Annotated in this window: 8 protein-coding genes; 4 read left to right on the forward strand and 4 right to left on the reverse strand. The window is 58.1% G+C overall.

The features are described from left to right. Nucleotides 1-308 precede the first annotated feature (308 nt). The 3 genes from ATH90_RS13355 to ATH90_RS13365 are packed head-to-tail and all read right to left on the reverse strand — an operon-like array spanning nt 309 to nt 4522. Nucleotides 309-2204, reverse strand: coding sequence for a hypothetical protein (locus ATH90_RS13355; RefSeq protein WP_098466474.1), 1896 nt, complete (start codon nt 2202-2204; stop codon nt 309-311). Nucleotides 2205-2223: 19 nt separating this feature from the next. After that, nucleotides 2224-2856 carry a hypothetical protein gene (locus ATH90_RS13360; protein ID WP_098466475.1) on the reverse strand — a complete coding sequence of 211 codons (633 nt, stop codon included), beginning with the start codon at nt 2854-2856 and terminating at the stop codon, nt 2224-2226. Continuing rightward, nucleotides 2849-4522, reverse strand: coding sequence for a VPA1262 family N-terminal domain-containing protein (locus ATH90_RS13365; RefSeq protein WP_098466476.1), 1674 nt, complete (start codon nt 4520-4522; stop codon nt 2849-2851). Before ATH90_RS13365 ends, ATH90_RS13360 begins: the two co-directional genes overlap by 8 nt. 1303 nt (nt 4523-5825) lie before the next feature. Here ATH90_RS13365 and ATH90_RS13375 point away from each other — a divergent pair. From ATH90_RS13375 to ATH90_RS13385, 3 genes are read left to right on the forward strand one after another with little or no spacing between them, the layout of a single operon-like run. After that, nucleotides 5826-7547 carry a ShlB/FhaC/HecB family hemolysin secretion/activation protein gene (locus ATH90_RS13375; RefSeq protein WP_098466478.1) on the forward strand — a complete coding sequence of 574 codons (1722 nt, stop codon included), beginning with the start codon at nt 5826-5828 and terminating at the stop codon, nt 7545-7547. A 33-nt stretch (nt 7548-7580) separates the two neighbouring features. Beyond that, a complete protein-coding gene (locus tag ATH90_RS13380) occupies nt 7581-19910 on the forward strand; it encodes a two-partner secretion domain-containing protein (RefSeq protein WP_098466479.1) in 12330 nt (4109 codons plus the stop codon). Between the two features lie 29 nt (nt 19911-19939). Beyond that, the gene (locus tag ATH90_RS13385; protein WP_224265895.1) at nt 19940-20677 is read left to right on the forward strand and encodes a hypothetical protein; all 738 of its coding nucleotides are present in this window, start codon (nt 19940-19942) and stop codon (nt 20675-20677) included. A gap of 112 nt (nt 20678-20789) precedes the next feature. Here ATH90_RS13385 and ATH90_RS13390 read toward each other — a convergent pair whose 3' ends face one another. Continuing rightward, a complete protein-coding gene (locus ATH90_RS13390; RefSeq protein WP_010210548.1) occupies nt 20790-21704 on the reverse strand; it encodes a LysR family transcriptional regulator in 915 nt (304 codons plus the stop codon). A 247-nt stretch (nt 21705-21951) separates the two neighbouring features. Here ATH90_RS13390 and ATH90_RS13395 point away from each other — a divergent pair, with 247 nt between their 5' ends. After that, nucleotides 21952-22974, forward strand: a complete 1023-nt coding sequence (locus tag ATH90_RS13395; protein ID WP_034105416.1) for a zinc-dependent alcohol dehydrogenase family protein — start codon at nt 21952-21954, stop codon at nt 22972-22974. Nucleotides 22975-23088 lie beyond the last annotated feature (114 nt).

Below are 23088 nucleotides of genomic sequence, written 5' to 3' on the forward strand. Positions count from 1 at the left end.
GTGACCGCCTCACCGAGCTTGCCGACCAGCTTCGCATCCGGCTTGCAGGTGAAGGTTTGCTCAGTAGAAGTGGTGATTACGAAACGCAGATATCTCAGCCACGGCTCACCCTCACGCAGCAACAGGGTTGCTAAGCGGACGCACCCATCAGAGATCCTGGCGAACACTGCAACGCCCGCACGATCCCAATGGGCGGGCCGGATTGTCAGTAATACGGACTGTTTCGGGGATTTGGTCATCCTGCAGATGGTGCAGGGCTCGCTTCTCCTCAGCGAGCCCTTTGTAATGCGTCGGGTATCTACGATCGACTATCGTAGTCCCTCGATTAAGTCGACGTGATGAGGATCGATGTTGAATTTCTTTTTCGGGGCTTGTTCGTATTTGTGAGCGCTCGCGGCCAATGCTGACATGTCGATTTGCGCGATGGTGAGGAGATACCTTAGGTTTTGCTTAGTGGTGTTTTGGAGCAGCAGCGGAAGGAGCTTCAGAATGGAGCTTGTATTCGCAGAAACCTCCTTCAGTAATTCCGCAGCCTTTGGCATTGTTGCTTCGTTGAGGTAAGCACAGTAAGCCTCTGCAGGCTGACCGGGTGCTACAGCCCATCGTATGCGGCGTATAGCCAAATGTTGCTGCATCTGACTCCAGAATTCGTCACCGTACAGGTCGATGCTAAGCATTTCCGTGGTAGCTGACCATAGCGCAGTGAAGAGCTTTGCAGTTTTGTCCAATGCTTCGGTGTCCAGGGTTTCCTGTTCGTAGGCTGTGCAGTCAAGAATTCCCAGGCCGATGTCGAGCAACGTTCGCATTAGGCCCGACACATCCGAAGAGCGCCATTTGTCGGACGTTTGGGCAGTAGGGCGGAACTCCAAGATCTCTCTCAGCGCAACGCTACACTCCCACATGCGCAACCAATCATTCGCATAGTCATCACTCAGAGCGATTGAATAACCGAGTACCCTGCAGGCATAGTCGCTTGCGCGGGTCGCATGGTAGTGCTTGGCGTGATCTCGAAGTCGCTGGCCTTTGACCGAATCCCAATCCTCCACTGTCAGATTCCACTCATCGATGAAACTTTGTATATCCGGCGGGGCAAAATGGTCTGGTTTTTCAGCGTGCAAGAGGGCGAGCATGCTTTGATAGACCCACGGCTCCCAACTGTTATCCAGATCGCTTGAGGCTCTGGATACAAATGAAGAGGCTATTCGGTCAGCCAAAGCCATCAGGAGGTGGCTGCTATCTATGAGTGTCTTACGCTGTGACTCATGAGCTGGGAAATTAAGGGTCTGACGAGTAATCCACGTGCCCCAGCGTTTGAATATCCCGACGAAGTCGGAGCGCTTTGCAAGAGTATCGCTCAGGCGACTCAGCAAGGCTTTGACATGAGTTTCCAGTATATCCTTAGGGTGCTCTGTCCTATCAGCGACGTGAAGCAACATCGATTTACCATGGCGGATCAAACTCGGCAGCAATATTTCGCCGTTCCAGGAGCCGTCGTCTAAAAAGCTTGGTGCCGCTCTAGAAGTTAAGCGCTCCCATAAATCATAATTATTGTAGAATTCTGGGCTCTCTAATACCCGGTTAAGCAGCACGGGATTTCGTATCGCGCTCATCGTTTCGAACAACTGTTCAAAGTCTAACTCGGCAAGCAGTCGTACCCAAGACCAGCTCGAATCGTTTGATCGTGACTCGCGGAAGTGCCCGCTCCAAAGATCACCAAGCGTGAAGGGATCGTTATGGTCTTGTGGGTTCTCTTTATTTAGTTGCGCCTCAACGTTGATGAAGTGTTGAGCAGCGAGGGTGATGACAGTAATCCTAAAGCCTTCGTTTAACTTGGCGAAGGCAGAGGTAGAGTCGATCCATAGGTGCTCAAGCCACCAAGAGTGTCGAGTCAGTGCCAAGAGTGCATTTGTTCTGAGCGCAGTTTCTTCAGAAGACCAAACTTGAACGAGTGCGCTGGATATGACGGCAAGTGATTCGGCGTCGTCTAGGATCTCCGATGCGTCATGAGTATCGCTTAACTCTGAGGCAAATTCATTAAGCGCGATTTTAGCGTCAGAAGGGTTGCAAAAATAACTCCTGATGAGCGTTATTAAGTGAGATGGGTAATTAATATTTTCTGCGGCGTAGTTGTTGATGAGGGCTATGGCACTGTTGTAATCATTGTCAGTTCTATAGGGAGAGGGCAGTAACCATTCTGTTTTCATTTGTAAAAAAGCTCCTAGATTAGTCGCTTACGCCATTCCACGCCATTTCGAAAAAATCGATCGCTCTGTGAGCATTAACATCCCAACCTCGACTGGCAGCACTTACGCTGCGATGGAATCCGCCGACAGTCGCACCGAAATGCCATAACTCATCGTCTATGATGGCAAAACGGTCGTGTATATAGGGGAATTTGTTAATGGAGAATTTGATTTGAGCATCTAGTGGTGGGTTGAGTGGCAGTCTGCGATTTGAGACCTCTTCTGAAAGAGCTAGAAATTTTTGTGCTGCTTCTTTTTCATCGGGCGAAGTGCCCGTTAAAATGCGTACAGATTTAACCTGATCGGTGCTTTGGAACCATTTTACGACGGTGTCGAGTCGTCGTTTATGATCGGGTTTTTTGCCATCATCCGAAAGGATATGTTTATCTATTATCCAAACTCGTGACTGTGCTGCACGAATAGCACTGGAAAACTCGTCAGAAATTTGTACCTTTTCAACTCCTAGGCGTGCCTTAATGGCTGCTATGCTAGGAAAATGCTGCACTCCTTTTTCCCGGTGAAAGGGCTCACATGGGATGAGTAGCTGAGGGCTTAAGACGGATTCGGTTATTGGGGCGACCTTGACAGATGGACTTGATAAAAGCTTAGGCATCGAATTCGCCCTGTTCCGAAAACCCTTCCAAAATAGCAGAATTGTCAAATAGCTGGCCTAAGAGATCTATGACTTTATCACCATGTGGAACTCGCATAATTAAAGTTGGCTGCGTGCCTATCGAATTCAGTGAGCTGCCAAGTATCCATACCCGACCGTCTATTGCAATGAATCGGTCGTGGAAGCTGGTTTCGCTTGTTTCTGCAATCCTGACTTCAAGAGGATTGGCGTGCAGGGATTTGAAACTATCGAGTGTGCTTTTGAAATCTGCTAGTTTTTCCTCTGAGGTAACTTCCGCGGTTTTACCATCTGCGGTTTTTTTTGATTTAGCGAAAGCGCTCTTAGAAGTCAGGATTTTTAATTTTATATCGCTGCGCTCAAGCGCAAAAAGAAATTGCGCGATTTGAGTTGCTGCGAAATAGGGGTCGACGATGAAAACGCTAGCTCGGGCATTCCTTATTTTGGTTCGTATGTAATCGAGTGCCAGTATACGTTGACCTGTGCCAAACCATGTTTGATCATACCGGAGGGCGCTGTAATTCAGGCTTCGGTCATTCCGAACCTCAGTCAAACGCTTGAAAGCATCGGAGGTATCTGCAGGGGAACCGTAAGTTTGCGCCGAAGCTAAGGTCTTCTTTTCTGTGTGGTAATGGTTTTCCGCGCTATTTTTACTTTCGGTTTCAGGTACTGTCACCTTGACGCGTTGTTCAACGACTTCCATTGTGAAGTGCATTTGTCTCAGGAATGATTTCATGGGCGTCTGTAGTAACACACCTCGTTGCTCATGTGCTAGAACCAAGCCTGCGGTATCGATGGAATTCAGTCTTTTGATTTCAATCAGACCATCCTCGGGTACTTTTAGCGTTTGAAAGGCGGTCAGCATACCTTCCTGTCCCTCAAATACAGTCAGATTGAGGTTTTGCAATGGTCGCCCTAGATGAGGTTTAAGGTGGAAATACAGCGACTCAGAGTCGCCATTCTTAGGGTCGATGAATTGTCTTACGGAAGCAACGTCGATGTCAGGAACGGCAAGTGTAATTCCGCCTAAATATTCGGGATAATCCCTAAGGTCCACATGCAAATGTCTTAGCAAAAAATTGAAGGCATCGTCGCTATTTTTTGTTCGTCCGCTGGGGTTCAAAAAATCGGGCCATGATTGAGTTCCTGAGATTCGACGAGAGTATCGGGTAATGCCGATGTTCTGGAATGGAACCGGAGATTGTTCTGATGAATCCGTAAGGCTTTCACTTTGCATCGGCACGCCTAATATCGGCCATTTGGGGAAGTCAGAGAGAGCTGCTACATCAAGTGGGGCGCCGTCTGAGGCGTTTTTATTTTCGAAAGGGATCGGCGTTGTGAAAGTTCCAAATGAGCTTCTATACCAATTGAGCGCGTCTTCAGCACGCATTACTACTCGGTCCACTGCGATGCTGTATTTTTCTTTTTTGAATCGTTTGAATGCGGTGTCATATCGCTTCTGGGGTATTTGTCGGCCCAGTGGCAAAAGCGAAACCGATCCGAAGATCAATCGCAGAGGGGGGCGTTCGGTTTGATCCGATTTGGGTTGTGGCGGTACTACTACTGCAATTCGAACAACTGCGTAATCGAAGCCCGCAAGCGCATCGGCGGATTGATAAGGTGATGAAAGGGTTTCTAAACTATCCATGTTTGGCTCATTCTATGAAGTGGCTTGCTGTTCACTTTGTATCCGTACTAGCGTGCAGATCTTACCTAATGTTGGGTTAGGCCACCATCGTGCCATCAAATATTAGTGGTGTCAGAGGTTTGCCTGCTGATTAAGGAGCACACCGCGCGACGTTGGAGAACTGATCGTGTCGGCGGGATGTAGCCAGAAAGCAGGCCTTGACTCGCTGCCCAGAACCTCCAGTCGTTTCGAATTCGGGAAACTCCGCACGAACACGTTCAAGCAGGCCGCAGAGCGCGAGGCCAAAGTTGCTTCGATGGCCGAGGTACGCATCTGGGCGAGCGCTCCTCATGCACTGGGTAGCGACCAAATCGTCCGGTGTACTTATTAACTTGAGTGCCCAGATACCCATTGGCGATAGCTTTGGCAATGAGTGTCCACCTATCCACGAGGGATAGGTGTTTCATCCAGTGCATAACATATCGCGCGGCCGGTCAATAACATGCTCTTTTGCCTTTCGGGGAGGTACGACGCTTCTTCGATGCGACGTTCAAACAAATTGAGCTTGAAGACGATCTGGGCCAAGCGCTCTTTGCTAACTGTGGAAAGCTGCTTGAGGTTGGCTTGATGGTCGATGTACGAAGGATTACGGTGTCACGTCTGCTAGAGGTCTGAATTCAGCTTGGCAAGCTACACCTGCGATCCTAATTGCACAGGAGGTATCACTCGGTTGCTCACGCACTTGGGCAGCGGAGAGCATCTCATCGGTCTACCTTCACTCCGCGGTGTGTGGGAACAACAAGGGTGACTTTTCTAGAAGGGAACTGTTGGACCTCAGGCTGGGGGCATCCTTTTCAAACCATCCAAAGCATGCCCTCAGATGTGCCCCCAATGGAGCAATCCACCGGAAGTGAATGGAGCTCCATGGTTTGTGGAAAGGCAGATATGATCAGATAAACAGCCTGCCCGACGAAGCTTATAGACTCTCAGGGTCGCCGAAAAACATTTTGACTGGGCTCTGGAACGGTCTTTTAAGGTCCGAAAAACTTTTCGATGCCCCCATTTTGGCCCCCACGGCGAACATCTTTATTGATCAGCGATGGCTGTTCGCGGGGGCGCTTGGCGGCCTTGAGAATCCGGGTGCCCGGGGTTGACTCGCGCAGGGATAGGGTTGCGCGGTGAATTCGGTCTCTACCGCTTCTTGCGACTTGATATCAACATTTCAACGCTGAAACAAAATCATACATTTAATTGACGCCATCAAATCGCCACTCTAAGATCGCCGAAAAAATAGTGGCACAAGGCCATTTAGAGGGATCTAGAAATGTGGCGTTCGGTACGTCGGACCAGGCTTTGCCTGCTGTTCGCATTTTTTTGCCTGAGCACGGCCGGGATGGCCCAAGGCGCGACCCCGCAGGACACGCCAGGCGTTACCGACCTGATCCGTGATCGCCAGGATCGCCTGCTCGAAGAGCAACAGCGCCGCCTCGAAGAGCTCAAGGACCTGCCCGGCAAAGCCGCCGCCCCCGCCAAGCCGGCAGCGCCCGCCGACACTCGCTGTTTCGCCATCAACACCATTGAACTCAGCGGCGCCGACGCGCTGTCCGAAGGCGAACGCGCCAGCCTAATCAAGCCTTACATCGGCCAATGTCTTGGCGTGCCGCAGCTCAATGATCTGCTCAAGGTCATCACCGACCACTACCTGGCCAAAGGCCTGGTCACCAGTCGCGCCTACCTGCCGCAACAAAACCTCGGCAGCGGCAACCTCAAGGTGCAGGTGGTGGAGGGCCGACTGGAAGGCATGAAGGGCGCCGAGGGCAGCGGCATCACTGACCGTCAATTGGCCATGAGCTTTCCAGGTAAACCCGGCGACCTGCTGAACCTGCGCGAAATCGAGCAGATGGTCGACCAACTGAACCGCTTGCCCTCCAACCAGGCCCAGATGGAATTGGCACCGGGCAAAGCAGTCGGCGGCAGCGAAGTGCTGGTCAAGAACACCCCGCAAAAACCCTGGCGCGTCGGCCTTTTCCGTCACAACGGCGGCCAGCGCAGCACCGGCGAACAGCAGTGGGGCGCCAGCCTGGATTGGGACAACCCGCTGGGCCTGGCGGACCAATTGTCGCTACGAGGCGGCCACGATGCGATCAGCGACCACCAGAAAACCTCGCGTAACTCGATGCTCAATTACAACCTGCCGTTCGGCTGGTGGAACCTCAATTACACCTACAGCGAGAGCGACTACCGCTCGCTGGCCCAGGCCAGCGGCTTTAACTTCAAGCAATCGGGCGACAGCCAAAACCACCAACTGCGCCTGGAGCGGGTCATCCACCGCGACGCCCTGAGCAAAACCTCCCTCAGCACCGGCGTGGCCTACCTGCGCACCAACAACTTCATCGAAGACAGCAAACTCGCCCTGAGCAGCAACCGCCTCAGCGAAGCCCAATTCGGCATCAACCATGGCCGGCGTATTGGCGGCTCGTTCCTCAACATCGACCTGGGCATGCAGGACGGCATCGGCGCGTTCGACGCCCAGGCCAATCACAACCCACGCCCCGGCCAGGCCGATGCGCGCTACCGAAAATACACCGCCACAGTGAGCTACCTGTACCCGTTCAAAGCGTGGGGCGAGTCGTTCAGCTTCAGCAGCCTGATGACCGGCCAACGTAGCGAAGACGTGCTATTCAGCCCGCAGCGCATGAGCCTGGGCGGGCAATCTTCGATACGCGGTTACAAGGATCAAAGTCTGTCCGGCGACAGCGGCGGCTACTGGCGCAACGACCTGCGCTGGAGTAGGCCGGTGACCCTCGCGTGGTTGCAGCCAGTGTTCGCCGAGTACGGCACCAGCCTCGGCTATGACCAGGGCGTGATCCGCCGCGACCGCTACAACGCCGAACAGCACGGGCGCATGACCAGCAACTCCGTGGACCTGTTCGCGCGCGGCCAGAACGTCGCGGCCACGGTGACTTTTGCACACTCTTTGGAACGACCGGGGCCGATCACTGAGCGTGAAGCGCCGATCTATTTTCGACTGGATTTCTTTCTTTAAATTTTTACCGCCCCTCGGGCATCGAGACATGACATGGACGTTCGCCAGCTCGCCTTCCTTGCGCGCCAACCTTCTGCAGCCGTGAAAAGCCGTTCCAACTTCTTGGGCTTGCCCAAGCGCGGGCTTGCGTTGGTCTTGGCCAACGCCATGTTCTGGCAGCCATTGCTGGCGCAGGCGGACGGGATTGTGGTCAGTGCGCCGGGGACGACGCTCGGCCAGGCGGGCAACGGCGTGCCTATCGTCAACATTGCCGCGCCCAATGGCAGTGGGCTGTCGCATAACCAGTTCAGTGATTACAACGTTGGTTCGCAGGGCGTGATCCTCAACAACGCGACCGGTCGGACCCAGTCGACCCAGTTGGGTGGGATCATCCTCGGCAACCAGAACCTCAATGGTACGGCTGCCAGCGTGATTCTCAATGAGGTCAACGGCGGCAGCCCCAGCCAACTGCGCGGCTACACCGAAGTGGCGGGGCAGTCGGCGCATGTCATCGTGGCCAACCCGTATGGGATTACCTGTAACGGCTGCGGGTTTATCAACACCCCGCAAGCCACGTTGACCACCGGTAAAGCGGTAATCGAAAACGGCCAGATCAGTCGCTACCAAGTCGATCAAGGCAGCGTGTCCATCGAAGGCGCAGGCCTGAACGCCAACAACATCGACCAGTTCGAAATCATCACCCGTTCGGCCAAGCTCAATGCCGAGATTCAAGCCAAGAACCTGACGATCATTGCCGGTGCCAACGACGTCGATGCCAAGACCCTCAAGGCCACCGCACGAGTGGCCGACCCAGCAACAGCCCCGCAACTGGCGATCGACTCTTCAGCCCTGGGCGGCATGTACGCCGGGGCGATCAAGCTGGTCAGCAGCGAAGCCGGTGTCGGGGTAAAACTCGATGGCAAGATGGCTGCCAGCGCAGGCGACATCCAGATCGACGGCAACGGCGACCTGACCGTTGCAAAAGTCGCCGCCGACGGTGCAGTGAACATAGAGGCCGTCAGCGCCAACATCCAAGGGTCGGCCTACGCCGGCACCACACTGGAGATGAAAACCCGAGGCGACCTGACCAGCCAGAACAACCTTGTCGCCAAGGACCGCATAACCCTCACCAGCGGCGGCCAGTTGGCCAACAATGGCATCATCGAAAGCGGAGTCAATCCCGATAACACCCGCAACACCAACGCCGATATTAGCATCAGCGCGCAGAGCCTCAACAACGCCGGCAAGAACATCATTGCCAGCCGTGACCTCGACATCACCACCACCCAGACCCTGAACAACCAGGGCGGCACCCTCAGCGGGCAGCGGCAGACCACCGTCACCGCCGGCACCTTCGACAACCAAAACAAGGGGCGGTTGCTCAGCACCGACCGTCTGACCTTGACCGCCGACAAGGCCGCGAACGGCCGGGACGGTCTGATCTCCAGCAACGGCGACCTGGTAGTGAACGTCGGTGCATTGGGCAATCGCGGTGGGGAAATCTCCAGCCTGGCCGATGTCACCCTGAATGTCGCCAGCCTCGACAATACGTCCGGCTTGATCGCGGCTGACAGGGGGCTCAGCCTCACTGCCAGCGGCGCGATCAATAACCGTGACGGCACCTTGTCGGGTTCAACCCTGGCGACCTTGAAGGCCGTCAGCCTGGACAATACCCGCGGGCAGATTACCGGCGATCTGGGCTTGAGCATCGACCTCAGCGGTGCCTTGGATAACCATGCTGGGACCCTGGGTTCCGGCAAGGCCTTGACCCTGGCCGCCGCCAGCCTCGACAACCGCGCGGCGGGCACGGTGCTGGCGGCGGACGGCACGCTGAGTGCCACCGTTCACGGCGCGCTGGACAACCGCGAACAGGGCAAGCTGCGCGCCACGGGCAGCATCGAGCTGACCACCGGCAGCCTGGACAACCGCGGCGGCAGCCTGGCGGGCAAGGACCACCTGACCGTACGCGGAGGGTCGGCGGACAATCGTGGCGGCCTGATCCAGGCCGACAAAGACCTCAAGCTGCTGGTCGATCAACTGGACAACCGCGACAAGGGCAACCTTGTCGCCAAGGCGGCTGTCGGCTTCGAAGGCACCCGCCTGGACAATAGCGGTGGCCTGCTCAGCGCAGTCGGCCCGGTCAGTCTCAAGGCCAAGGAGGTTGCCAACACCCAGGGCCGTATTGCCAGCCAGGGTGACCTCGAAGCCAGCATCGACAGCCTCAGCCAGCAGGGCGGGGCGCTGGTGGCCCAGGGTTCCATGCGGCTGACCGGCAAGAGCCTCGACAACCGCAATGGCGGCACGGTCGCCAGCACCCAGGGCCTGACCGTCAATGTCGAGCAGATCGACAACCGTACCGGCGAGCTGTCCAGCACCCACAGCACCGTCAGTGTCAGCGGGCAGCGTTTGGACAACAGCGATGGCGGCAAGCTGCTGACCGAGACTGATCTTGGCGTCGCAGTGGCGCAAGTGATCAACCAGAACCAGGGCCGGCTGTTCGCCAGGGGCAGCGTCAACCTGAACGGCAAGACCCTGGATAACAGTGGCGGCAACATCTCCGCCCTGCAGGGCCTGGATATCCGCCTCGATGGCGCGCTGCTCAACAACACCGGCTCGCTCAGCAGCGAAGGTGCGCTGGGCCTTACGGTCGGCAGCCTGGACAACACGGCCGGCAAGCTCGGCAGTGCCGCCGACCTGTCGATCGACAGTCTCGGCGCGGTGCTCAACCAGGGCGGGTCGATCCTCACGGACCAGGGCCTGGTGCTTGCCAGCGGCAGTCTCGACAACAGCCAGAAAGGCCTGATCAGCGGCGAGGGTGCGACCCGCGTCACCACCGGCACCCTGGATAACCACCAGGGTGGCCGCCTGACCAGTGGCGACCGCCTTGACTTGACGGCAACCCAGGTCAACAACGGCGCTTCCGGGCGTATTGCCAGTGCCAAGGATCTGACGGCCAACGTCACCGGCCTCGACCAACAGGGCGGCGAACTGTTCAGCAAGACCCAACTGAACCTGGACCTGCACAACGGCCGCCTGGACAACAGTGGCGGCCTGATCAACGGCCCGCTGCTGGTACTGAAGAACCTCGACGTGGTCGTCAACCAGGGCGGTGAAATCTCCAGTGCCCAAGCCTTTGCCCTGGCCGCGAAAAGCCTCGACAACAGCAACGGCAAGCTGCTGAGCAACCAGGGCCTGACCCTGCGTATCGATCAGGCGCTGGGTAACATCAAGGGCCTGGTGGCCGCGGCTTCTCTCGACAGTCGTAGCGCCAGCCTGGACAACAGCCAGGGCCTGATCAGCAGCCGCGGTGCGGTCGACCTCGGCGTAAACGGGGCGTTCATCAACCAGGGCGGCACCCTGGTGGGCGACGGCGCTATCCTGTTGACGGCCAACAGCCTGGATAACAGCAACGGTGCCGTTTCCGGAAAAGCCGATGTCACAGCGAACATTGCTGCTCTGGATAACCGCAACGGCAAGCTGATCGCCAGCAGCGCGCTAGCCTTGAGCGGCGCCTCCGTGGATAACCGGCTGAACGGCCTGGTAGGGGCGACAAAAGCGCTGACACTCGATGTCGACGTTATCGACAACCGCGGCGGTGAACTCTCCAGCAGTGCCGATATTCGCCTGACCGGCAAGCGCCTGAACAACAGCGACAGCGGCAAGCTCCTTGCCGATACCACGCTGACCCTCGAAATGGCCGAAGTGCTCAACCGCAACCTGGGACTGCTCAAGGGCAAGACCGGCGTCACGCTGGACGGCCAGGCCCTCGACAACACCGGCGGCCAACTATTCAGCGACCAGGACGCACGACTCACCCTCGGCGCTGACCTCGACAACAGCGCTGGCCTGATCAGCAGCGAAGGCCGGCTGGACGTCAGCAGCGTCGGGCTGACCAACACGGCCGGTAGTCTGTCGAGTGGCGGCGCGCTCAACGTCAAGGCCAACGGCACACTGGCCAACCAGGGTGGACGCCTGGTCAGCGACAGCAGCATCAACCTGAACAGTGCCAGTCTCGACAACACCCGGCTGGGAGTGATCAGCGGTAAAGGTGCGGTGACTGTCACTACCGGCGCCTACGACAATCGCACCGGCAGCCTGAGCAGCAGCGACAGCCTCGCCCTGACGGCAGGGCAGGTCAGCAACCAGAGCGGCCGCATCGGCAGCGACAAGGCCCTGGTCGCCAGCGTCACCGGCCTGGACCAGCAGGACGGCAAGCTCTTCAGCAACACGGCACTGACCCTGGACCTGAACAACGGCCAACTGAACAACCAGAACGGCCTGATCAACGCACCGTCATTGCGGCTCAACAACCTCAAGGGCGTGAACAACCAGGGCGGTGAAATCTCCAGTGCCCAGGCCTTCGTGCTGGCCGCCGACAGCCTGGACAACAGCAGCGGCAAACTGCTGAGCAACCAGGCCGTGACTCTGCGGATCAACCAGGCACTGAGCAACCTCAAGGGCCAGATCGCGGCCGCCGCGCTCGATATACGCAGCGCCAGCCTCGACAACAGCGGCGGTACCGTGACCAGCCGGGGCGCCCTCGACCTGACCACCAGCGGTCAACTGAGCAACCGCGACCAGGGCCTGATAAACGCCGCCCAAGCCCTGAGCGTCAGCAGCGCCGACCTCGACAACAGGGGCGGTACCCTGCTGGGTGCCAGCACCGTGACCCTCAACGCCATGGCCCTGAACAACAGCGCCAAGGGCCTGATCAACAGCCAGGCCGGCCTGACGATCAACGCCAGCCGCCTGGACTCCGGCAATGGAGGCGAAGTCTCGGCCAAGGGCGATATCGACCTGAGCCTCGGCGCCCTGGCCCAGAACGGCGGCCGCCTGCTCGGCGACCAAGCCATCCGCCTCGACCTGGCGGGGGGTGATCTCGACAACCGCAACGGCCTGCTCAAGGCCAAGGGCCCCCTGACCCTCAATCATCTGCGTGACCTGAACAACCAGGGCGGCGAGCTGTCCAGCAGCCAGAGCTTCAACCTCACCGCACGGACCCTGGACAATAGCGGCGGCAAGCTGATCAGCAGCAACCAGTTGGGCGTGGCCGGCGACAGCCTGGTCAACCAGGGCGGCCTGATTTCCGGCTGGCAGGGGCTGGCCGTCAACGGCGCGAGCCTGGACAACCGCAACAGCGGCACGCTGTCCAGTCGCAGCGGCAATCTTGATGTCAACGTCAGCGGTGCATTGCTCAACAGCAATGCCGGTGCGCTGGTCAGCCAGCAAGCCCTGACCGTCAACGCGGCCAGCCTCGACAACAGCGCCGGCATTCTTTCCAGTGGCGCGGCCCAGCGCCTGACCGTCAGCGGTTTGTTGAACAACGCCCAGGGCGGCTCCATCGACAGCGCCGCCACCCTGACACTGCAAGCTATGAGCCTGAACAACAGCGGCAGCATCAGCGCACAACAGGCCCTGGATTTCACCGGCAGTACCCTGGACAACCGTAACGGTACCCTGAGCGGCAAGGCCGCAGTCAGCCTCGACCTGCTCGGCGCCTTGACCAACAGCAACGGCCAGCTCGCCAGCGGCGGACCACTGGTGATCAGCCGCAGCAGCCAGATCGACAACCAGGGCGGCCAACTCGTCAGCCAAGGGGGGCTGAGCCTGCTCACCGGCAGCCTGGATAACCGCAATCGCGGTACCGTCGCGGCCAATGACAACCTGGTGATCAGCAGCAGCGGTGCCGTGCTGAACAACAGTGACGGCCTGATCTACAGCCAGAACGCTGGCGTCCGTGTCGACGCTGCGAGCCTCGCCAACGGCAACGGCTCCCTGCAAGGGCAAGGTGCACTCAACCTGACGGTCAGCGGCGATATCGACAACCAGAGCGGTAAGCTGATTAGCCAGAATGGCGACCTCAGTGTCAGCGCGGCCAGCCTCGACAACCGTGGCGGCACCCTGGCCAGCCTCAAGGGCGCTTTCGAAGCCCATGTCGTCGGCGTGCTGAAAAACGGCTATGACCTGGCCAACAATCGCCAGGGCGGCATCATCCAGGCCCAGCGCCTCAACCTCAGGGCCCTTGGCGGGATCGACAACTACGGTGGGCGGATCGCGGCGCAAAGCGGCGATGCCCTGATCACCACCGCCGACTTCGACAACCGCAACGGCGGCCTGTACGCCCAGGGCCTGGTACAGGTCAGCGGCAAAAACTTCGACAACAGCGGCGACAACGACGGACAGATCGCAGGCCAGCGCATCGACCTCAGCCTCAACGGCGCGCTGAACAACCGCCTGGGCGTTATTGAAAGCGACAGCAGTTTGAGCGTGCGTGCGGCCAGCCTCGATAACCAGACCGGCCAGATCCGTGCACTGGGCTCCGGCGGCAAGACCGACTTCCAGATCGGCGGCCTGTTCGATAACCGCAACGGCAAGCTGGAAACCGCCAACAGCGACCTGACCCTCAATGCCAGCAGCTTCCAGAATATGGGCGGCAGTCTGCTGCATGTGGGTAACGGCACCTTTGATATCAGCACCGCCAATATCACCAACGCCGGCGGCAGCCTGTTAACCCGTGGCGGCCTGACCTTGACGGCGGACAACTGGACCAACAGCAGCGTGATCCAGGCCGGGCGCCTGACGGTGAACGTCAACACCCTCAACCAGACGGCGGGCGGACAACTGCTGGCCTCGGACAGCCTGACCGGCAACGGTGGCAATTGGAACAACGATGGGCTGATCGCCAGTGACGGCACGGCCAACCTGACCCTGGCCGGCACCTATGGTGGTAACGGGCGCTACAGCAGCGTCGGCACCCTGGGCTTGAGCGCGGCCCAGGTAACCCTGGGCACTGCCACGAGCATTGCCGGTGGCGGGGATACCACGATCAATGCCGGTGGCCTGAGCAACGCCGGGCGCCTGACGTCCGGCGGTTCCATGGCGGTCACCGCCAATAGTATCGGCAACACCGGCACGCTGGGAGCGACCCAGGACCTGACGCTGAAGACGCCCACCCTGGTGAACGATCACGGCCTGATCTTCAGCGGCCGAAACATGGGCTTGCTGGTCAATGACTTCACCAACGACAACGGGGATGTCTACAGCATCGGCAACCTGAACATCTCGGGACTCAATGGCGGTCGCGCCAACAGCGTGACCAACCTGGCGTCCTCGATCAATGTCGACGGGGATTTCTCGCTGTCGGCGAACAGCTTCAACAACAAGACCGAAGGGGTTATCGGCAAAGAGCGGCTGGTGTCGGGCGATATCACGTTTAACGGCAGCACGTTCTATATCGCCGAAAACTACACCTCGGAGTCGACCATCAGCGGCACGCGAGCGAGCCTGGCGGTGGCCGGAAACATTGATGGCGATGTCGGCCGCTTTTCCAACACCGCCTCGACGATTTCTGCTGGCAAGAATATTCGCTTGAACGTGGATACCTTCGAGAACCTGGGGTTGGAGGCCGGCAACTTCGCCCGTAACCGGGTCTATACCGGCGTGCGCAATATCTTCACTAACAAAACTTACGCGAACGAAGCGCTGGACGCCTACGCGCGAAGATATTCCCAGTACGTCTACCGATACACCAAGACCGTGCATGAGCCCGACAAAGGCGGGACTCACACCGAGCTCAACGATTACGGCAAACAAAAAACCACAACCGTGAACACCAAATTCGGTCAGGGACCGGATGTGGCCATTCCCGCCGGCATCCTGGCCGGCACCCTGAGCAGCGATAACAAAGTGTTTACCGCCGGGGGTGGCAGTGTCGCTTCGGTGGTCCAGGCCGGGCAGGCGATACAGATCAACGCCAAGAACACCATCGACAACAGCAACCTGCACGCCAATACCCAGTTCTCCGGGACGACGAAGACCGGGACCGGTACCCAGGTCGGCAGCGCGGCCAAGCCGACGGTCGTCTACCTGAACCCACAACTGCCGCCGAACCTGTCCCAGCAGCGGGTGGACCCCGTGGCGTCGCGGGGTTTCAGCCTGCCGGACGGACAAAACGGTCTGTTCCGCCTGAGCGGGCAGGGCGCTTCTGCGGCCCAGGCAAGCCAAACCAGTGCCGGGCCACAGAGCTGGAGCATGGGCAGCGCGACAGTCAGCAGTGCCCAGCGCCAACAGGGCGCGGATGACGTCCAGGCGCGCAACCTGCAGTTCAGCGATGCGGCGCGGATCGCCGCGAGCACTCTTCAACTCGAACAAACTACCCGGCAGGCCACGGGCGCTGGGGTGTCCGGCAGCGTGATCAGTGTCAGTGCGCCGGGCGATTCCGGCAGTGTCCAGTTGCCGGGGCAGGCGGGCGTGGTTTCCACGGTGGGCAGCCAGGTCATCAATCGCGTGCAGGGCCTGCCGGACACCTCGGGCAGGTCCAACCCGCAGAAGTACCTGATCGAAACCAACCCGGTACTGACCGACCTCAAGCAGTTCATGAGTTCGGACTACCTGCTGGCGAACCTCGGTTACAACCCCGATCAAAGCGCCAAACGCCTGGGCGACGGTTTCTATGAGCAGAAGCTGATCCAGCAGGCGGTGGTCGAGCGTACCGGTCAGCGTTTCATCGACGGCCAGACCTCCGACGAAGCGCTTTACAAGTACCTGATGGACAACGCCATCAAGAGCAAGCAGCAGCTCGACCTGTCGGTTGGGGTCAGCCTGACCTCCCAGCAGGTCGCGGCGCTGACCCACGATATCGTCTGGCTCGAAGAGCATGAAGTGAATGGTGAGAAAGTCCTGGTGCCGGTGCTCTACCTGGCCCAGGCGACCAATCGCCTGGCGCCGAACGGGGCGCTGATCCAGGGCGCGGATGTGACGCTGATTGCCGGTCAGGATCTGCAGAATGCCGGGACATTGCGTGCAACGAACAATCTGAGCGCGATGGCGGGTAACAATATCGTCAACAGCGGCCTTATCGAGGCCGGCAATCGTCTGGATCTGCTGGCCAGCAACAATATCGTCAACAAGGCCGGGGGGATCATCTCCGGTCGCGATGTCAGCATGGTCGCGATCGGCGGTGATGTGGTCAGTGAGCGCACTGCCTCGACCACGGGTTACAGCATCAAGGGATATACCCAGACCCAGGACTATGTCGACAGCGCTGCACGCATCGAGGCAGCAAACGACCTGAGCATCAGCGCCGGGCGTGATATCACCAGCGCCGGCAGCGTGATGTACAGCGGCCGTGATACGACCCTTACTGCCGGTCGTGACGTCAACATTGTCTCTGCCGAGCAACACCGTAGCGAAGCCGGCCGGGGACAAAGCAGCGGCGTTAGCCAATATGGCTCCGACCTGATGGTCGGCCGTGACGTATCGGTAAGCGCCGGTCGTGATATCTCGGTGATTGGCAGCGATATCGACGCCATGCGGGATATCAGCATGAAGGCCGCCGAGAACCTGACCTTGAGTTCTGCAGCTGACGAAAGCCATTCCTACTCCAAGTCCAAGAAGCTCAAGACGCAAGAGGATCACGTCAAGCAGATCGCCAGTAACGTGACGGCGGGTGGTGATGTCGTGTTCAGTGCGGGTAAGGACATGACGCTGGTATCCAGCCGGATCAATGCTGGAGATGAGGCGTATCTGGTAGCGGGTGGGCAACTGGATCTGCTCGCAGCACAGGACAGTGACTATTCGCTCTACGACAAGAAAAAGAAGGGCAGTTTCGGCAAATTGCAGACCCGCCACGATGAAGTGACCCAAGTGACAAATGTGGGGAGCGAGATCAAGACCGGGGGAGACCTGACGCTAAAGAGTGGAGATGACCAGCGTTACCAGGTTGCAAAGCTTGAGAGCGGTAAGAATCTCACGCTGGACAGTGGTGGCAGCATTACTTTCGAGGGGGTGAAGGACCTTCATGATGAGAGCCATACCAAAACCAACAACAATGCTTTCTGGAACTCATCCAAAGGTAAGGGCCATACCGACGAAACACTTCGCCAGAGCCAACTGACGGCGGCTGGAGCAATCACCATCAAGGCTGTCGAAGGCCTGAAAATCGATGTCAGGGAGGTCAATCAGCAGACGGTCAGTCAGACCATCGACGCGATGGTCAAGGCTGATCCGAAGTTGGCATGGCTCCAGGAAGCCGAGAAGCGCGGTGACGTGGATTGGCGGCAAGTGAAGGAGATTCACGAATCCTTCAAGTACAACACCTCGGGACTGGGGCCTGCATCGCAGTTGATCATCGCGATTGCGCTGGCTGCGGTGATGGGGCCGATGATGGCCGGCTGGAGCACCATGGCCCAGGCGGGCGCCGTCAGCGTTGCGACCAAGGCGACCGTCAGCACCATCGATAACCGGGGCAACCTCGGTGCGATTTTAAAGGATGTCACGTCCAAGGACAGCCTTAAGGGTTATGGCGTTTCGATCGCGACGGCGGGTGTGGCGCAAGGGCTCAACTACAGCCCCGGCAGCATGGGTTTCGATCTTCAAAGTGCACAGACTGTTGCCTTGAAGGTGACCGCGGATGCGGTGATCAAGACCGCGGTGTATGGCGGTAGCTTCCAGGACAACCTGGCCAGCTCGGCGATGGGTACTGCCGCCAGTATTGGTGGGGCAATCGGGGCCGGGAAAATCGGTGATCAGGGACTGCCCGAAGGTGGATTGGAAAAAATCCTGTTGCACGCGGGTCTTGGTAGCCTGCTGTCCAAGGCCATGGGCGGTGATTTCCGCACGGGTGCCATTGCCGGTGGCGCCAACGAGCTTTTAGTCGGGCTGTTGGGCGACCAGCTCCTGCCGGAAAACCTGGTAAAGGGCTCCCCTGAATATATCCGGGCCGAAGCGAACCTGATGGCGCTCTCGCAGATTGCCGGTGTGCTGGGGGCGGTAGCATCCGGTGGTGATTCCGCCATTGCGTCCTCGGTGGCAGCGAATGCCACCCAGTACAATTTCCTGGGAAATCATTCGCAAGCCGTGCGTGATCGAGCTCGTAACGAGTATGAGGAAACTGGAAGCCTCGACGCCGCCAGGAAGTTGTCCACGCTTGAGGGCGCTGATCATCGTAGCGATGATTTGCTGGCCAAGTTCCATAACGACCCTACCTCCCTATCCGCTGCGGAAACAAGTGAGCTGAAGGCCTATCTTCAAGTCTATGCCTACGAGACGCAGCTCAAGTATGGCCCTGAAGTTGCCGCGTCCAGCGTCAAGATGCTGATAGAGAATGGACCGGTTCCTATCCGTGATTATCCGTTTGCGGGCACGACCGAGGCGAAAATCGCCTATGCCGATGCGTTGCGTGCAGTGGACGGTGTCTCTGTACTGAATCCGTTCTGGAGCCGAGAACAAACGGCCAACGAGATGGTGTACAGGGATGCGCAAGGTTATTTGCGCATCAGCAACGAACAGCAGGGCCTGGCAAACATCGGGACGCCGGCGATTTACGCACTGTCAGGTCCGTTGGGTTCGGCTATTCGTATCGCCGCAGCTGCCAATGGAGTATTGCAGGCGGGTTACGGGGGTAAACAGGTCATCGATGGCGATACCTGGAACGGTCTCGGGAACATCGTCGTCGGAGCCCTGGGGGCCGCGAGCGTCAAGTTTCCTGGTGGTGTGACCGGCGTTGCAAGCAACGAGCTCAAGGGCGTTGTGGCGAGCGAGCTGCGCGGTCCTTGCTGTTTCGCCGCAGGCACGATGGTTGCGACCCCGTCAGGGGATCGCGCCATCGATACGCTCAAGGTCGGCGAAATCGTCTGGAGTAAACCTGAACACGGCGGTGAACCGTTTGCCGCGGCCATCCTGGCAACCCATGAGCGCACGGATCAACCGATCTATCGCCTGAAGCTGGAGAGTATTCGTAAAGACGGTGCGGCGGAGGGCGAAACGCTGTTGGTGACCCCGTCGCACCCATTCTACGTTCCAGCCCAACACGATTTTGTCCCAGCCATCAATCTCAAGCCTGGCGACTTGCTGCAGTCGCTGGGAGACGGCGCCAGCGAAAACGTCTCGACTCGGGTCCAGTCCCTGGAGCTGTTCCAGCCGGTGGGTAAAACGTTCAACCTGACAGTTGATATCGGGCATACGTTCTATGTTGGCAAGCTGAAGACCTGGGTCCACAACACTGGGCCATGCAAATTGCCCCAGATTACCCTCAATCGCCAAAATGGCATTGAGTTTGAACGGCAAGTCATCAGTGCCTTTGATGATATGGGCGGGGTGAAAAATACCAGCCTGGTAACTGTCGAGCTGGCTAACGGCGCAAAAGTAACAACGATTCCTGATATGTGGGGGAAGAACGTAGGGGGGATGTTGGAGATCAAGAATGTACTCAATCTTTCAATGTCCAACCAGTTGCGTGCGCAGGTCAAGGTCGCACTCGATACCAGCCAACCCTTGAATATTGTGGTCAGCTCCAGAACAAATGGTATTTCGAGGGAGGTGATGCGCCAGGTGGAGAGCACGGGGGGGAGGTTTATAGATACAATCCTGTCACGCGTGAATTGACGAGATTTTGAAGACATATGAAGCCTTACGTGCAGATCGCAATCAGGACGAAGTCTGAAACTATTGGATGGGGCGTTGGAGAGGCGTTCATTGCGTCGTTAAGCCGGGATGGGGGCGTACTGGTTCCAGAGCAGGTGTCGCACAACGCGGATAAGTTCGTGGAGTCTTTCATGGGCATGGCCGCGAGTGAGGCGTGCTGGGCGTCCAAGGCGGCCATACGGATTAATGGCGCATTGTCGGACTTCTACCAAGACTTTGCCTGGCGGAGAAAAAAAAAGGTTAAAGGCTCTGGGAGCGTTGTTCATACTGCGCGCAACGCCCGGGGGCAGGTGGTTCCAGGCGCAATCAGCTATCGCTCGGCCAGTAGCGAGAGAGTCGATTGGTATTCACTCTTCAAAACATGGTGTGAAATTTTTCCTCCTCAACTTGGAATGCTGCACCTTTTCAGTGAACCCGAACTCGGCCCTCATGAGAAAAATAATAGTTTTCAGATCGGCTCATTCAAGTCAGCTTTGAACCCGGACGTGCCGAATATAGGTTGGGCCATGTTCTACGGCGATGAGTTCGCTGAAGAGGTCGATTTTGAGCGGATTGCTGCAGCAGGCTTTCCTATTGAAAAGCTTAATAAGGGCTATCTTGTAACGGTCACAGAGAATATCCAGGATGTGGCAAGTAACTTCTCACTGTTCTCAAAACGCCGGGGTGAGCTTAAGCGTCTGTTTCGAGAAGATTTTTTCTTGATAAAAACTGAGCCATCCATTGATTGATCGCTGCGTGTCCGTTACGCAAAGCGGCACAACCAGCTGCTCAGGCTGCAGGTGAATGGGGCTCCATGGTTTGTAGAAAGGCTGATCAGACCAACAGCCTGCCCGACAACGCCTAAAGACTCTCAGGATCGCCAAAAAACATCTGAATCCGCGACCGCAACCAACGCTCTCCCGGATCATTATCCTGCGACCCACGCCACGCCATGTGCAGCTCGAAGCTGCGCACCGGCAACGGTGGGTCTTCTGCGCGCAAGCCGCCTGCCGAGGTCAATGCCTCGGCGGCGTAGTCCGGCACGGTTGCCAGGATGTCCGTACCCGCCAGCAACGTGCCGAGGCCGTTGAACTGTGGTACGGCCAGGACTACGTGGCGTTTGCGGTCGAGTTTTTCCAGTTCTTCATCGATGAAGCCGCTCAGGTCGCCGGCGAAGGACACCAGGGCGTGGGGGCGGGCGCAGAAGTCGTCGAGGCTCAAGGAGCCCGGTACGCTGTCGGCGCGCAGCAGTTTGGGCAGGCTGCGGCGTAGTACCTTGCGCTTGGCGTTGGCCGGGAGGTCGGCGGTGTAGCTGACGCCGATGGAGATTTCGCCGGACGCCAGCAGGCCGGGCATCAGGATGTAGTTGACGCGGCGTACCACCAGCACGATGCCGGGGGCCTCGGCGCGCAAGCGTTTGAGCAGTTGCGGCAGCAGGGCGAATTCGACGTCGTCGGAGAGGCCGATACGGAACACGGCGGTGCTGGTCGCCGGGTCGAACTCGGCGGCGCGGCTGACGGCAGTGGAAATCGAGTCCAGGGCCGGGGAGAGCAGGGCGAAGATCTCTACTGCCCGGGCAGACGGCTCCATGCTGCGCCCAGTGCGCACGAACAGCGGGTCGTCAAACAGCCCGCGCAGGCGTGACAACGCCGCACTGATCGCCGGTTGGCCAAGGAACAGTTTCTCCGCAGCGCGGGTCACACTGCGCTCATGCATCAAGGTTTCGAATACGATCAAGAGGTTAAGGTCGACACGACGCAGGTCGTTACGGTTCATCTTGTGTCCTGGAAGAGTCAGCAAACTTGACGAGAGCAGCCATGTAAGAAGAATGACCGGCATGAATCTTACGGGTAAAGGCTGTTACTCTGCACAGGAAAATTGAGTTTTCTTACAAGCTCTGAGGTCTATTCCTCAGTTGCGGAATCAATGACAGGCATGTCGACTATTAATGGCGACCGGTGGTCTTACCCGGAAAGCCCAGATAGAGTTCATGGCATTAGAGGTTACTTTGACGAGGTTTGCGATGTCCCGCACGATCCGTTTTCACAAGTTTGGTCCGGCCGAGGTGCTCAAATGCGAAGAGCATGCAGCCGCGCAGCCCGCACCGGGCGAAGTGCAGGTGCGTGTCGAAGCGATTGGCATCAGCTGGTATGACATTCTGTGGCGCCAGAACCTGGCGTCTTCCCATGCACGCTTGCCGTCCGGCCTTGGCCACGAGATGGCCGGTGTCGTGGTCGCCGTAGGCGATGGCGTGGACGACTTGGCAGTGGGCGATAAGGTGGCCAGTTTTCCGGCCGAGAGCCCCAATGATTATCCGGTGTATGGCGAGCAGATCGTCCTGCCCCGTTCGGCCCTGACCCGTTATCCGGATGTCTTGAGCCCTATCGAAGCCAGCGTGCACTACACGCCGCTGTTGATTGCGTACTTTGCCTACATGGATCTGGCACGGGTCAAGCCTGGGCAATTCGCCCTGGTGACTGACGCCAGTCACTGCGCCGGCCCATCCTTTGTGCAACTGGGCAAAGCCCTGGGTGTGCGGGTGATTGCGGCTACCAAGGACAGCGAGGAGCGTGAGTACCTGCTGTCCCTCGGCGCAGAGAAGGTCATCGTCACCGAAGAGCAGGACCTGCTGATGCAAATCAACAAGTTCACCGACAACCGCGGCGTGGACGTGGTGTTCGATGGCTTGGGCGGCCCTCAGATGTCGCTGCTCGGTGATGTGCTGGCACCGCGTGGCAGCTTGGTCTTGTATGGCTTGCAGGGCGGTAACCAGACACCGTTCCCGGCGTGTGCGGCGTTCCAGAAGAATATTCAGTTCTTTGTGCACTGCATTGGTAACTTCACCGGCAAGCCCGAGCTGGGCATTATCCAGGACCAGGTTGCCTTGCAGCGAGCCCTGCGGGATATCAACCAGCTGACGGCCGACCGCGTGCTGGTACCGCTGAAAACCACGGTGTTTCCGTTCAGCCAGTTCGTGGAAGCGCACCGCTACATGGACGAATGCCCGTGCCGCGAGCGTGTCGCGTTGCAGGTTGAAGCTGTTTAGGATGTAGGAATATTCGCAAACGAGTATTCCTGTCACCTGGCGTATGGGGCAAATACGCCATTTGACAGGGCTGAACCCTTACCGCTGTTGTGCTACCTGGTTGTTTATTTAACC

Origin of the sequence: Pseudomonas lurida (genome assembly GCF_002563895.1) — a bacterium.
GTDB lineage: Bacteria > Pseudomonadota > Gammaproteobacteria > Pseudomonadales > Pseudomonadaceae > Aquipseudomonas > Aquipseudomonas lurida.

Excerpts from the sequence above, each read along its gene's own strand:
- ATH90_RS13355 (WP_098466474.1), bottom strand. The coding sequence starts at position 2,204 with ATGAAAACAGAATGGTTACTGCCCTCTCCCTATAGAACTGACAATGAT.
- ATH90_RS13360 (WP_098466475.1), bottom strand. The coding sequence starts at position 2,856 with ATGCCTAAGCTTTTATCAAGTCCATCTGTCAAGGTCGCCCCAATAACC.
- ATH90_RS13365 (WP_098466476.1), bottom strand. The coding sequence starts at position 4,522 with ATGGATAGTTTAGAAACCCTTTCATCACCTTATCAATCCGCCGATGCG.
- ATH90_RS13375 (WP_098466478.1), top strand. The coding sequence starts at position 5,826 with ATGTGGCGTTCGGTACGTCGGACCAGGCTTTGCCTGCTGTTCGCATTT.
- ATH90_RS13380 (WP_098466479.1), top strand. The coding sequence starts at position 7,581 with ATGGACGTTCGCCAGCTCGCCTTCCTTGCGCGCCAACCTTCTGCAGCC.
- ATH90_RS13390 (WP_010210548.1), bottom strand. The coding sequence starts at position 21,704 with ATGAACCGTAACGACCTGCGTCGTGTCGACCTTAACCTCTTGATCGTA.
- ATH90_RS13395 (WP_034105416.1), top strand. The coding sequence starts at position 21,952 with ATGTCCCGCACGATCCGTTTTCACAAGTTTGGTCCGGCCGAGGTGCTC.